Genomic DNA, 13614 nt, shown 5'->3' with positions numbered 1-13614 from the left:
ACTTCCCTTCCGGCACGCAGGCCAAAGTTCAGTCGTGCCCAGGGCAGACCGTCCCTTGCCCATTCGGAAATGGTGAACGCGCAGGCTTTGCTCTCTCGCAAAGCCCGCGCGACCATTTCTTACCCTTGGACCGGTCTCTTTTGTGGTTTGTCCGGTCACCATTCCTGCTCACTCATGCGGCTTCAGAATATCCTTCAGAGCCTTCTTCACTGTGTCGTCGGTGTTGGCGTAGCCGGCACCTTGCTTGGTCTTGTCCGAAATCAGGTCGTTACTCGCACCCAACGGCTTGTTCTGGTTCTGACCAAATCCCCTGATCGTGTTGAGGACATTCAGGAGGTCGGTCGTCACGGAGCTGGCTGCCAGGCCGACAAGCTGGCGGAACGACGCATGGCTGACGGCACTACTGTCGGTAGAGCTGGATTGCAGGAACTGCGTCGAGTCCTTCAGTCCGAGCGTATTGGCCGAGATGGTGGCTTTGTGGCCAGGGCCGTTTTCGGCATTGTTATGGTTCCCGGAATTACCAGGTGCATCCTGATCGCCATTGCCAAAGCCGTTATTGCCATGGTGGTGGTCACCAGTCTCACCGCCCGGGCCGGTCGCTCCGGTCGCACCCGTCGAACCGGCTGAGCCAGTCGCTCCGGTCGAACCGGTTGCCCCGGTCGAGCCAGTCGCACCGGTTGCTCCAGTCGCACCGGTTGCTCCAGTCGCACCGGTTGCTCCAGTCGACCCGGTTGCTCCAGTCGAACCAGTCGAACCTGTCGCTCCAGTCGACCCGGTTGCTCCAGTCGAACCAGTCGAACCTGTCGCTCCAGTCGAGCCGGTGGCCCCGGTCGAACCTGTCGAGCCAGTCGCACCAGTCGAGCCGGTGGCTCCAGTCGAGCCGGTGGCTCCGGTCGAGCCGGTGGCACCTGTCGAGCCAGTCGCACCTGTCGAGCCCGTTGCACCAGTCGAGCCGGTTGCACCGGTCGAGCCTGTTGCCCCGGTCGAGCCAGTGGCACCGGTCGAGCCAGTGGCACCGGTCGCACCTGTCGAGCCAGTTGCTCCGGTCGAGCCGGTTGCACCAGTCGAACCAGTCGAGCCAGTTGCACCTGTCGAGCCAGTCGAGCCGGTGGCTCCGGTCGAGCCGGTTGCACCGGTCGAGCCAGTGGCACCGGTCGAGCCAGTGGCACCGGTGGCTCCGGTCGAGCCGGTGGCACCTGTCGAGCCAGTCGCACCTGTCGAGCCCGTTGCACCAGTCGAGCCGGTTGCACCGGTCGAACCAGTCGCACCTGTCGAGCCAGTTGCTCCGGTCGAGCCGGTTGCACCAGTCGAACCTGTCGCTCCAGTCGAGCCGGTGGCTCCGGTCGAGCCGGTGGCACCTGTCGAGCCAGTCGCACCTGTCGAGCCCGTTGCACCAGTCGAGCCGGTTGCACCGGTCGAACCAGTCGCGCCGGTCGAGCCTGTTGCCCCGGTCGAGCCTGTTGCCCCGGTCGAGCCTGTGGCTCCCGTCGAGCCGGTTGCTCCGGTCGAGCCCGTTGCACCGGTCGAGCCAGTCGCGCCAGTCGAGCCGGTTGCACCGGTCGAACCAGTCGCGCCGGTCGAGCCTGTTGCCCCGGTCGAGCCAGTGGCACCGGTCGCACCTGTCGAGCCAGTTGCTCCGGTCGAGCCGGTTGCACCAGTCGAACCTGTCGCTCCAGTCGAGCCGGTGGCTCCGGTCGAGCCGGTTGCACCAGTCGAACCGGTTGCACCAGTCGAACCCGTCGCTCCAGTCGAGCCAGTCGCACCGGTATCACCTGTTGCTCCAGTCGAGCCTGTTGCTCCAGTCGAGCCAGTTGCTCCGGTCGAGCCTGTCGTTCCGGTCGAGCCGGTGGCGCCGGTCGAGCCGGTAGCGCCGGTAGAGCCGGTCGCACCAGTCGCTCCGGTATCACCTGTTGCTCCTGTCGAGCCAGTTGCTCCTGTGGAGCCGGTTGCTCCGGTCGAGCCGGTTGCACCAGTCGAGCCAGTCGCACCTGTCGAGCCCGTTGCACCAGTCGAGCCGGTTGCACCAGTCGAACCGGTCGAGCCAGTTGCTCCGGTCGAGCCCGTTGCACCGGTCGAGCCGGTTGCACCGGTCGAGCCAGTTGCACCGGTCGAGCCTGTTGCCCCGGTCGAGCCAGTGGCACCGGTCGAGCCAGTGGCACCGGTCGCACCTGTCGAGCCAGTTGCTCCGGTCGAGCCGGTTGCACCAGTCGAACCCGTCGCTCCAGTCGAGCCAGTCGCACCTGTCGAACCGGTTGCACCAGTCGAACCCGTCGCTCCAGTCGAGCCAGTCGCACCGGTCGCACCTGTCGAGCCGGTTGCTCCGGTCGAGCCGGTTGCACCAGTCGAGCCAGTCGCACCTGTCGAGCCCGTTGCACCAGTCGAGCCGGTTGCACCAGTCGAACCGGTCGAGCCAGTTGCTCCGGTCGAGCCCGTTGCACCGGTCGAGCCCGTTGCACCAGTCGAACCAGTCGAGCCAGTTGCACCTGTCGAGCCAGTCGAGCCGGTGGCTCCGGTCGAGCCGGTTGCACCGGTCGAGCCAGTGGCACCGGTCGAGCCAGTGGCACCGGTCGCACCTGTCGAGCCAGTTGCTCCGGTCGAGCCGGTTGCACCAGTCGAACCCGTCGCTCCAGTCGAGCCAGTCGCACCTGTCGAGCCCGTTGCACCAGTCGAACCGGTCGAGCCAGTTGCTCCGGTCGAGCCCGTTGCACCGGTCGAGCCAGTCGCGCCGGTCGAGCCCGTTGCTCCGGTCGAGCCCGTTGCACCAGTCGAGCCGGTTGCACCAGTCGAACCGGTCGAGCCTGTTGCCCCGGTCGAGCCTGTGGATCCGGTCGCACCGGTTGCTCCAGTCGAGCCGGTTGCACCGGTCGAGCCAGTCGCGCCGGTCGAGCCGGTGGCTCCGGTCGAGCCGGTCGCACCGGTTGCTCCGGTCGAGCCCGTTGCACCGGTCGAGCCTGTTGCCCCGGTCGAGCCTGTGGCTCCGGTCCCACCAGTCGCTCCGGTATCACCTGTTGCTCCAGTCGAGCCTGTTGCGCCGGTCGAGCCGGTGGCACCTGTCGAGCCAGTCGCACCTGTCGAGCCAGTTGCTCCGGTCGAGCCAGTTGCACCGGTCGAGCCAGTCGCACCGGTATCACCTGTTGCTCCAGTCGAGCCTGTTGCTCCAGTCGAGCCAGTTGCTCCGGTCGAGCCTGTCGTTCCGGTCGAGCCGGTGGCGCCGGTCGAGCCGGTAGCGCCGGTAGAGCCGGTCGCACCAGTCGCTCCGGTATCACCTGTTGCTCCTGTCGAGCCAGTTGCTCCTGTGGAGCCGGTCGCTCCGGTCGAGCCGGTTGCTCCAGTCGAGCCCGTTGCACCAGTCGAACCTGTCGCTCCAGTCGAACCGGTCGAGCCAGTTGCACCTGTCGAGCCAGTCGAGCCGGTTGCACCTGTCGAGCCAGTCGAGCCGGTATCACCCGTTGCTCCGGTCGAGCCGGTATCACCCGTTGCTCCGGTCGAGCCGGTTGCACCAGTCGAACCTGTCGCTCCGGTCGAACCGGTCGAGCCAGTTGCACCTGTCGAGCCAGTCGAGCCGGTATCACCCGTTGCTCCGGTCGAGCCGGTTGCACCAGTCGAACCTGTCGCTCCGGTAGAGCCTGTCGTTCCGGTCGAGCCGGTCGCACCAGTTGCGCCGGTAGAGCCGGTCGCACCAGTCGAACCTGTCGCTCCGGTCGAGCCAGTCGAGCCTGTCGCACCGGTCGAGCCGGTGGCACCGGTCGAGCCAGTCGCACCAGTCGCGCCCGTCCCACCTGAAGCTCCCGTGGCACCCGTGGCGCCCGTTGCACCGGTCCCGCCAGAAGCACCTGTCGAGCCAGTCGCACCCGAAGCGCCTGTCGCACCAGTAGCGCCCGTCGCACCTGTGGCTCCTGTCGCGCCCGTTGCTCCTGTCGCGCCGGTCGCGCCTGTTGGGCCTGTCGGGCCTGTCGGGCCTGGAGTGCCGGCACTTGCTACGTTTATGTTGCCCCCATCAAAATGATCGCCATTGTTGCCGGATCCGCCAACGGCATTGATGGGCGTGGTCGTGAAACTGAAACCAGGTTGGTCGCCTGCCATCACGGGGTCAATGTCTGCGACAGCAGTTAGCGTACCGTACAAGCGAAAGCCTGAATCGTAGACAAGATAAGTATGAGTTATATCTGGAACAGTAACAGTTATGGAAAAATGTGATGCAACGTCCGGAGTAGCCGGAAGAACAAAACTTCCTACTATGAGATCATCAGATGCCTCAGGAGTGTTATTCGTATCTACTAGGTAAAACGTGTTAATGCTTTTTCCCGAGCCATCTATTAATCCAGTCAGCGTCAAATCACCTGCGGTAAAAACTCCTCCATAATACACCATCCCATCCTGGGTCAGGGGTGGCCGGGGTTTGTTCGCGTGTTCCGACATCTCCCAAGAGCCACCTAGCTTGGCTGCTCCAACCAGCGATCTCGATGCGCGGACGTCCGCGCCGACGGCTTGTTCCAGCGCCGTAACGAAGGTCTCGCCAGCATTCCCTAAAGCCGTCTCGCAACTCCACAGTCGCAGTTCGCCGTCCGCGGCAAGCGCCCTGCCGATTGCGGCAAGATCCTCAGCATCTTCCTTCAGTGTGGTGGCCGACCATTCTCCGCTTGTGAAGCTAACGCGGCCAGGCGCGCCATGCGCCATAACATGGATCGCATCGAGCCCTTCGTGCTCCGCGAGCGCCGCAGCGATCTGCTGCGCCGCCGGCGAGCGGTCGTCGAGCACAATCGCTTGAACTTCGGGGCGCACGTTGCCGACCACCGTCTGCAGGTCGGAGACCGAGGTATCGACAAAAAGAATTTCAGAGGCACGGGCCATGACTGGCTCCTCTTGGCTTCGAACTCAGTTCAAACGGAAACCGCCCACCGGCCTCGCCGGCGAGGGCTCGGGATAAGCGACTTGAGAGGCCTCATCTTCCGGACGGCCCGATGGCGCCGTCGGGATGTTCGACAGCGGGGCTCTCTACCCGGAGGAAGCTGCAGGCCTGGAAATTCCCGCCATCATCAAACGTGCCAATCGCAAATGAACCGGCCGCGGCCGGAACCTTGACGGTGACAGCGACGGCGAGGCTTCGCTTGACGGCCTTGGGAAGAATGACCTGACCGACGACGGCGCTCTTGGCCGTGTCAAGGATAAAATAAGCTACATTTTCGGGCGTGTCGCCGATGGGCAAAACGCCTCTAACAGCAACTTCCATGACGGCAAACCCTGCTATGTAGCTCATCATTTCCTCCTCGGTCGGCGGCGGCAACGCCGCTGTGTGTCTTGTTTCGTGCCTAGGTTTCTATCGCTGCCGAGCGCCCGCGCTCGCTAAGGGCGGTCGCAGCTTCTGCCGGTGCTCGAGCTGCGTGCAAGATCCGTAAACCGACGGGCGCCGCACGAGCGACCAGACGCGCGCACAAGGCTTGACGACCTCTTCGTGCCGTCCGATCGAACGCCGTCCACTTGTCTTCACTGAGGTGGGTGTGGAACTCGCTGCGCGCCGCGGTCCAAAGGGCGCCGAGCAACACTCATCAAGCGCCACGCAATCTTTGCTGGCGGCCAGCTGCAGATAGTTGAGGGATTGATTGAAGCAGAAACCTGCGTCGCGTACGCATCGTTTCGCACTTGGTATCACACCAACCACAGCCAACTCCCAACACACGAGGGAATCGACTACTTGCGAGGGACCATCCGGTTGGGAAAACGCGGGCCTAATTCAAGACCCTACGACGTCTTCCTTGCACGCCAAACACTTTCTGCGCCCTCACGCACGAAGTGGGATTGCTCCAGATACTCTCCTGGCTTCGCAGACAGCGCGAACCGACAGGCCTACTGCCGGTCCACGGAGACCCTCCCATACATAAGATATTAGTAAAATATAAAATTAGCAGTTTGTAAATAACCTGTTTGCAATTTATTAAACGCCCAACCATGACTTACTACCTTTGGCAATCATCGAGATGGCGGGCATTACGCCCAAATGCACCGAAAAATCCGGGACTTAAGATACGCCGCCTTCGGCAGCGACGAACCCTTGATATCGCGGCGGGGGTGTCTGCGTAGCGATCGAGCCTACAGGGCAATTCGCAAAGCCGCGATCAAGGTGACCGCGAGACCCTTGCTGCGGCGGAAGGTGCTGGCTAACAATGGACCACGCTGAGGTAGCATCCAGATGGCCGAGGCAGGGATGATGTGTATCGGATCGCTGTCGCCGATGGCACCATGGCACAAATGTAACCGCTTCAGCCCGCAGCCATGGGGGTCGATAGTCAGCATATGAGCGGTAAGCGCCTCTGCCTCAACATGATCGTCAAGAACGAGATGGCGAACCTTCAACGCTGTCTCGGGGCGGTTGTCGACCACATCGACTGTTGGGTCATCGGCGACACCGGCTCGAACGACGGAACCCAGGATTTCATCAAGGCGTTCTTTGCCGTCCACAACCTGCCTGGCGAATTGCATGAGTTCCCGTTCCACAATTTCGAGCAGGCGCGCAACGCCGCGCTCGATCACGCCTATGCCTCGCCGCTCGCCTATGACTATCTGCTGTTCGACGATGCCGACATGGAGCTGATGGTCGAGGATACAGGCTTCCGAGATGGGCTCGACGGCCCGGGTTACCGGCTGCTCCAGCGCTCGGATTCCGGCCTCGCCTATTGGAATACACGTCTTGCCAGGCGCGACGCCGGTGCACGCTACCATGGCGTGACCCACGAATATCTCGACGTGCCTGGTGGCGTGCGGGAACTGAGGGGCGCCTGGTACAAGGACCACGCCAGCGGGTCGAACCGAGCGGACAAGTTCGAGCGTGATGCCAGGCTTCTGCTGGAGGCCCTTGATAAGAATCCGGAAAATCAGCGCTACTGGTTCTACCTGGCACAGTCCTACCGCGACGCTGGGCGAACGGCGGAGGCGGCGGTGGCCTACGCCAAGCGTGCCGCGATGGGCGGTTGGGACGAGGAGGCGTGGAACGCCCGCCTGCAGGAGGCGCGCTGCTTGCGCAAACTCGGCGATGAGGCCGGTTTTGTTCAACAGGCGCTTGCTGCCTTCAATCAACGGCCGCAACGCGCCGAGCCACTTTATGACCTGGCCCGGTTTTACCGAGAGAAGGGGATGAACGACGCCAGCGTGTTGTTCTCCGAAGCGGGGCTGGCGATCAAGCGGCCGGAGGAAGACATCCTGTTCCTTGAGGATTTCGTCTACACGACAGGCTTGCGCGAAGAGTATGCGATCGCGGCGAATTATGCGCGCGACCCGGTGCGCAAGGATCGCGGTTTCGCGACGTGCAACTGGTTAGCGCTGGACCGTAGCATCGGCGATGGACCCAGGGAGTTGGCGCGATCCAACCTGCTCTTTTATCTGCAGTCCGCCAAGACAACGATGCCGTCGTTCAGCGCGCGCCCTATCGGCTTCACCCCCCCCGACGGCCACCGGCCAAGCAGTCCGTCAGTAACGCGATTGGGTGCCCGGATCGTCCTGGTTCAGCCGACCGTTAACTGCACGCTGAAGGAAGATGGCCGGCCTGATACGCCCGAAGAGGCGCCGAGCCAAACGCGCAATTTCCTCGTTCACCTGGATGCCGATCTCGTCGTTCAGTCAGCCACGGAGATACTGGCGCCGGCCGACCTGGCAGAAGCCGCCGACAGAGCAGAACCAGGCTTCGAGGCCATTCGCGTGTTTGCTTGGCGCGAACAACTGTGGACTGTCGCATGCTCGCGCGCGTTGACGGCAGACAGCTGGTGCGAACCCGTTATTGCGCGTATCGACGATCGCGGACCTGGGCCATACCAAATGACCGATTGGCGTGTGCTCCACCCCCTGGGTACGAAGCTGCTCGACACCAGCTGGATGCCCCTCGTCAAGCCGGCTGGCATCGATGCCGATAGTGAGCAGCTGCAGTTCTTTTGTGCGGGCGACCCCGTCCGCATTGTCGACGATCAAGGGCAAACGGTCTCGGAGGCCGCGTCTGCTTTGTGTAGCGAACAATTCAGGGGGGCCACGCAGGCGATTGTATTCGACGGCGGGTGGCTGGCACTCGTTCATGAGGTGCGCACGCGGCCGAACGAAGTTCGGCCAATCTACCAGCATCGCTGCGTCTGGTTCGACGACGCAGCTCGCCTGGGGAAGGTCAGCCGACCCTTCTTCTTTAACGACAAGGGGAGCGAATTTGCAGCCGGCCTCACATGGCACCCGAATGAGGAACAGCTGCTGATTTCCTATGGCGTCGGAGACAGCGAGTCGTGGATTGGCCTTGTTGATGCATCGGAGGTACGCCTACTGCTACAGGCCACAGGCAACTTGTTACCGGGCGAGGCTCACTGGAACTCACTGGCCATGCATTCTGCGGCCGGCGCCAACGAACGACCCCCTGTGCGGAAGAAGCTGGAAACGAACCATCAGCCTGTGAGGCGCGAGAATGGCAATCCAGGCCCGCCTGACGGCGGCCTTTCTCAACCGGCAAGCAGCGGTGCCTCGAGCGAAGCGAAAGGAACTGAAGAAATCCTTCTCGAGCTGGCGCCGTTCCTTCGTTTGGCGGATTCGCCGCAAGAGCGATGCGCGCTATCGCGAGCCTTCGATGCCCGCATCGCGTCTCACTTGCGCACAGGGGATGCCGCGTTGCCGCAGATCCACTGCTTCTACGAGGTGCTGTCCGACAATGCAGAGCATCGAACGTTGATTGCCGCCACCACATCGATGCGCGCGGCCGGCCATCCCGTGAGGGTCTGGACCTATTCGCCGAACAAGCTTGAATTCCTGCTCCCGCTCGGCGTGGAGGTCCGAACTGCGGACGACGTGATGCCGCGCGCCTTGTTCGATCGAATTGTTGCCGGCTCCGAGATCAGGTATTTCAGCGACGCTTTTAGGTACGCTGTGCTTTACGAGCATGGCGGATTGTGGATGGACTGCGACGTGGTCATGCTGAGACCATTCCCGTTCCGTGGCGATTATTTTTTCAATCTGCAATGGCGCGGCGGGCACCAAGGTCACTTCATCTGTGGCAACGTGATCTATGCTGAAGCTTATAGCCACCACCTAAGAGTGCTCTACGAAATGTCGATCGAGCGGTTCTTCGGTGACACCGGAAAGGGATTCGGCGAGATCGGTCCGAGGTTGCTGTCCGATTACGTTGCGTCGGATGCAGGCGCCGAATTGCGCGAATGGGTGTTTGGGCCGATGCTCTTTAATCCGATTGATTGGACCGAGATAAGCGAGTTCGACAAGCCGCTGTCCCAGTTGGCCGACTATCTTAATGATGAGCGCGTCTTTGGAATCCATCTTTGGACGGCACGCAATGAAGCTCGCTCGGACGGTGAAGGAGCGCCGCTTAACGCACTGCTGATCGACCCCCTGCACAGTTTCCCCTCGCTCACGAACCTCGCTGACCGTTTCAATACCGACAAGAACCGGCATACCGGCAATCGTCATGCCTATGCCAGGGTCTACGATCGCCTGCTGTCAGGCCGGCGGTTTTCCTTGCGGAGGCTTATGGAGATCGGTCTGTGTCGCGTGTTGGCGGACGACCAAACCGAGACCCCATCAGTCTCGCTTTGGCAGAGCTTTTTTCCCTTCTGCCAAGTGTTCGGCGTCGACTCGACGGATTTTTCCGAGTTCAATAACGAAAGGTTCAAATCGTTCATCTGCGACCAGTCCAAGCTGGACGATCTACACAGGGTGGCCACGAAACTCGAACCAGGCTCGCTCGACGTGATCATCGACGACGGCAGCCATGCTTCGTTCGACGAACAACTCACGCTTCGCGAGTTCTTCCCGCTGCTCGCCGAGGGCGGCTGGTATTTCATCGAAGACCTCGACTGGCAGCCGCCGGACGAGGACACCGGCAAGATTGCACTCACGAAGAACCTGCTGCGCGAGATTCAGCGGCACGGCAGTGCCCGCTCGGCCGATCCGTTGGGAGTGAGTGCGCTTGCCGGTCAAATCGCCGAGATCCTGTTCTTCGACAGCCACTATGAGCTGAACCGGGCAAATCTGCTCGGCGGCTTGGTCGCGATCCGCAAGCGCGGAGGGATTGGCCTTGTGCGTTGAGCCCCACAGGTCATTCCGGGCGGGCTCGGTCCGCGTTGATGCGCACAGAATAGACGCCCGATATGCCTGATCGCGGAGCGCTTCGTTGAAAGTTGCGGTCTACACCATCGCATTGAATGAGGCCGGGAACGCCGAACGTTGGGCCAACTCGGCCGTCGATGCGGACTACCGGATAGTGGCCGATACGGGCAGCACCGATGACACGGTAGGACGGCTGACCGCGGCCGGCGTCACTGTGCACCCGATAGCGATCCGTCCGTGGCGCTTTGACGACGCCCGCAACGCCGCCATGGCTCTTATCCCTGCCGACGTCGATGTGTGTTGCACCATGGACATGGACCGGTTTCTCGAACCGGGCTGGCGCCCGAAGTTGGAGGCGGCCTGGAACGCCGAAACGACAGCCCTCTATTGCCAGACGATCTATAGATCCAGTGTTGATGATCCGGCACCGTTGCGAAGTTGGCCGGCGAAGAATTTTCACCATCGCTGGGGCTATCGATTCAAGCGACCAGTCCATGAGGCCCTCGTCTTCACCGGAGAAAGGGAAGTGACGGCGACCAGCACCGACATCGTCATGTTCGAGGTGCAAGACCTCACCAAGCCAACAAGGAGCACTTACCTGCCGCTGATGGAGATTGCACATAAGGAAGATCCAGCGGACGCACAGATCTGCTTCTGGCTCGGGCGGGACCTGATGTGGGCCAACCAGCACGATCGAGCCGTCCAGTTGCTTGAGAACTACCTTGCCTTACCGACAAGCACGTGGGGCGAAGAACGGGCTGAGGCCATGCGTTATATCGCGCGCATGCGCCCGGAACAGAGCTTGTCCTGGCTGGACAAGGCGCGGATGGAAGCGCCGCACCGCCGCGAGATCTGGGCCGATCTGGCAGAAGAGTTCCACGGCAAAGCGGACTGGTTGAATCTGTTTTGGGCTTGCACCAACGGTATCGAGAAGACGCACCGCACCGGAAGCTATCTGGACGATCCGAACTGCTGGGGATTTCGGCTGTTTGACCTGGGCGCCATCGCATCATGGCACCTGAATGCGATGGACCATGCCGTCGCGTGGGGCAGGAAAGCGCTTGAGCTTGATCCAACCAATGAGCGTCTTTCGAACAATCTAAATTTCTTCATTCGGCTGCGGGAAGAGGACCGGGCATGAGACGTCAAATCACCGCTCGGCGAAGACGCCGCGGCTCAGGCTGAGCGCAAGCTCCTCACGTGTTTATCCGCACCGATTCTTCGGGCCGTTCGTCACTTATCGCGAGCGGCGGCAAGCACACATACGCCTTGAGTGACGGCATCACCCCGTTCATCAGACAATCAATTCCTGCATTGTTTAGCCTCAGTCCAAAACCGGCAAAATCTACGATCATTGGTCGTATCGGAAGACACCAATCCAACAGTGCACGCGCGCCGCGAGGCGAGATGGAATAGCAGACCGTCCCCAGCAGATAATGCGCGCGGAGCAGAGCGGGTTCGATTTTCGCCTCTTGGAAATCCGCAACATGCGTCATGACGTCGCCAGAAAAAAACTCCAACCTAGCACCAGTTCCGCCCGGAAGGGCATTCAACCAGGCGTAGCATCGCAGGCTTGCGCTCCACAGGATAAAATCCCAATCGGCTCCGACCTTTGACAAGAGCGCCTTGGTATGTCGTTCGAATTGATGCGAGATGATCGCGTCGTCTTCGGCAACCGTTATCACTTTATGGCGTGCGACTGCTTCTCTCCACAGCGTCACGTGCGAAATAGCGCAGCCCAAACTGCCGGCTGCATAATCTAGATTCGGAGCGATGACCTTGTCCCTGACCAGCCGATCGCGATCAACTGACTTACCGTCAATCCCGGAGAACCTCCGAGTGTTGCAAAGATGCGAGTTTAACTTGCGAAATATATCTAGGCGCCCGATACTGCGATCGAGATTGATGACATGAATTTCATCTATCATGCTTTTAGACCTGTTTTGAAATCGACGGTTCGCGCAGTCGTACCCTTCCATCGCCTGAGGCAGTTCGCAGCAAGGCCGCCATTTGAAGACAGTTTCAAGTCTAGCCGGTTTGGTGATAGCTGACGAGATGTCCCGGATGACAGGCGCTAGCCTAGATGATTTGTTCTGCCAACAGGAGAGTTTATGACGCGGCGAGAGTTGGCGGTTGGCGTCGTCGTTGTGGCGGGATCGGCGGCTGCAACAGGAGGGCTTTGGCCCAGATTGGAGATCAACTCAGCCATGCCGCCCCTCCCAACTGAGCCCTCTGTCACCCTTCTTTCGGCCCCCATCGAACTCGCAGGCGACTGGGGCCGCATGCTTCCAGGTGCGGCAGATCAGGTCGTCGAGCGTATGCGGCACGCCTGCCTGGATGGCCTACGCCTGCTCTCCGATCGCCAGCCTACGCGACTTCGTATCGACGAGCACACTTCCGGGCAACCGGCCGTGTGGCTGCATCCAGACGGCACCAGCATGGCGTGGATCATCGTCGACATCGGCGAGCGCGATTGGTCGAAGCTTGCCTATCAGTTCGGGCACGAGCTCGGACACGTCATGGCCAACAGCTGGCAGGCGGACGCCAAGCCGGCGCCACCATGCCAGTGGCTCGAGGAAGCGACGGTTGAAGCGTTTTCGCTGCGTGGCCTGGGAAGCCTGGCGAAAGACTGGAAGGAGAATCCTCCGTTCCCTGGCGACAACGCTTTCGGTGATGCCATTGCCGAGTATCGCGACAACATCGTCCGAGGTTACACCGCGCTCGCCGATGGCCAGGGGCTCACTCGCGACGCGGCGGCCTGGTTCGCCGATCATCGCAGCGAAATCGAAATCCCGGGCCTCAATCCATTCGCCCAAGCAATGTCAGCGACTATCCTCACCGAATACGACCGCGCGCCTGGCTGCATCGAAGCGCTCGGCGCACTAAACCGCTGGCCCGGTCGAACCGGTATTCCCATCGCCGAATATCTTCAACGATGGGAACAGAGCTGTAGGGAATTGCAAGCCTCGCCGCAACTACCCCTCCGCTTGCAGGATTTGTTCGTGCAAAGGGTCAAGTGAGAGTGGGTGCAAGAGCATCCGGCCTGAGACTGCTCCATCGGTGCGGATTGCAACCGCCAAAGCGCGCCGGCGCCTTTCCAGTATATCTAGCTCGGCGTAGTCCAAGCCAAATTTACTTAGGGTGGATCGCGAACGTATGCGGCGCTTTTCTGGACGCGGTTTCGCTGTGGGCGCCAAGCGACAACCGACGCACTGAGTTTCATCTCTAAAATCCAGCAGCGATTCATGGCGCATACTGGCTTGTGTTTCCCTGGTCGCGCGGGACGGGAACGCGCCCGAAAGCCGCCGAGAGTGGCTGTCGCGCGAAAAGGGTCGAACGGGGCGATCGAGCTTCGGTTAGATCAGAACGGCGAACTGCTAGCCCGCCGTTTAGCCATCCAGCAGTTGTATTGCCAGAGCCGGCCAGGCAAAGACCGATCCGAGGCAGCCTTCAAAGCAACATTTGTCTAAGCTTGTACGCTACCTCGGTGCGGTTGGTAGCCTTGAGCTTTTTCATGATATTTCGGATGTGGAC

General features: G+C 61.3%; 9 protein-coding genes and 1 pseudogene. 5 read left to right on the top strand and 5 right to left on the bottom strand.

Annotated elements, in window-relative coordinates; all coding sequences use genetic code 11:
* Positions 1–72: 72 nt before the first annotated feature.
* On the top strand, positions 73–627 hold the full coding sequence (locus EN861_RS35390; RefSeq protein WP_189524498.1) for a hypothetical protein: 555 nt from the start codon (positions 73–75) through the stop codon (positions 625–627).
* On the top strand, positions 542–4006 hold the full coding sequence (locus EN861_RS11125; RefSeq protein ID WP_189343602.1) for a DUF4573 domain-containing protein: 3465 nt from the start codon (positions 542–544) through the stop codon (positions 4004–4006). Before EN861_RS35390 ends, EN861_RS11125 begins: the two co-directional genes overlap by 86 nt.
* 407 nt (positions 4007–4413) lie before the next feature.
* On the opposite strand, the pseudogene EN861_RS11120 reads toward EN861_RS11125, so the two are convergent.
* The 3 genes and pseudogenes from EN861_RS11120 to EN861_RS11110 form a co-directional block, all read right to left on the bottom strand.
* Positions 4414–4851 (bottom strand): annotated as a pseudogene (locus EN861_RS11120) (DUF4347 domain-containing protein); the annotation flags it as partial.
* Between the two features lie 91 nt (positions 4852–4942).
* Positions 4943–5257 (bottom strand): hypothetical protein, encoded by a 315-nt coding sequence (locus tag EN861_RS11115; RefSeq protein ID WP_127280955.1) that lies wholly within the window; start codon positions 5255–5257, stop codon positions 4943–4945.
* A gap of 830 nt (positions 5258–6087) precedes the next feature.
* Entirely contained in the window at positions 6088–6291 is a 204-nt protein-coding gene (locus EN861_RS11110) for a hypothetical protein (RefSeq protein ID WP_127279178.1), read from the bottom strand.
* Between EN861_RS11110 and EN861_RS11105 the strand changes: the two genes are divergently transcribed.
* A complete protein-coding gene (locus EN861_RS11105) occupies positions 6292–10059 on the top strand; it encodes a glycosyltransferase (protein WP_127279179.1) in 3768 nt (1255 codons plus the stop codon).
* An 85-nt stretch (positions 10060–10144) separates the two neighbouring features.
* Positions 10145–11221 (top strand): glycosyltransferase, encoded by a 1077-nt coding sequence (locus EN861_RS11100; protein ID WP_135863550.1) that lies wholly within the window; start codon positions 10145–10147, stop codon positions 11219–11221.
* A gap of 55 nt (positions 11222–11276) precedes the next feature.
* Here the strand turns inward: EN861_RS11100 and EN861_RS11095 are convergent, their stop codons facing one another.
* The gene (locus EN861_RS11095) at positions 11277–12008 is read right to left on the bottom strand and encodes a glycosyltransferase family 25 protein (protein ID WP_189343601.1); all 732 of its coding nucleotides are present in this window, start codon (positions 12006–12008) and stop codon (positions 11277–11279) included.
* 261 nt (positions 12009–12269) lie between these two features.
* Between EN861_RS11095 and EN861_RS11090 the strand changes: the two genes are divergently transcribed.
* Complete coding sequence (locus tag EN861_RS11090) at positions 12270–13100, top strand: hypothetical protein (protein ID WP_245512019.1); 831 nt, start codon at positions 12270–12272, stop codon at positions 13098–13100.
* Between the two features lie 430 nt (positions 13101–13530).
* Here the strand turns inward: EN861_RS11090 and EN861_RS11085 are convergent.
* Positions 13531–13614: LuxR C-terminal-related transcriptional regulator (locus EN861_RS11085; RefSeq protein ID WP_135864268.1), on the bottom strand; the 84-nt coding region annotated here is incomplete at its 5' end.

Source organism: Mesorhizobium sp. M8A.F.Ca.ET.218.01.1.1, assembly GCF_004791165.1.
GTDB lineage: Bacteria > Pseudomonadota > Alphaproteobacteria > Rhizobiales > Rhizobiaceae > Mesorhizobium.
This window is presented reverse-complemented; position numbering and strand designations above follow the sequence as displayed.

Bases quoted from the DNA above. Each gene is read 5' to 3' on its own strand.
- EN861_RS11105 (WP_127279179.1), top strand. From the start codon at position 6,292: ATGAGCGGTAAGCGCCTCTGCCTCAACATGATCGTCAAGAACGAGATG.
- EN861_RS11110 (WP_127279178.1), bottom strand. From the start codon at position 6,291: ATGCTGACTATCGACCCCCATGGCTGCGGGCTGAAGCGGTTACATTTG.
- EN861_RS11115 (WP_127280955.1), bottom strand. From the start codon at position 5,257: ATGAGCTACATAGCAGGGTTTGCCGTCATGGAAGTTGCTGTTAGAGGC.
- EN861_RS11095 (WP_189343601.1), bottom strand. From the start codon at position 12,008: ATGATAGATGAAATTCATGTCATCAATCTCGATCGCAGTATCGGGCGC.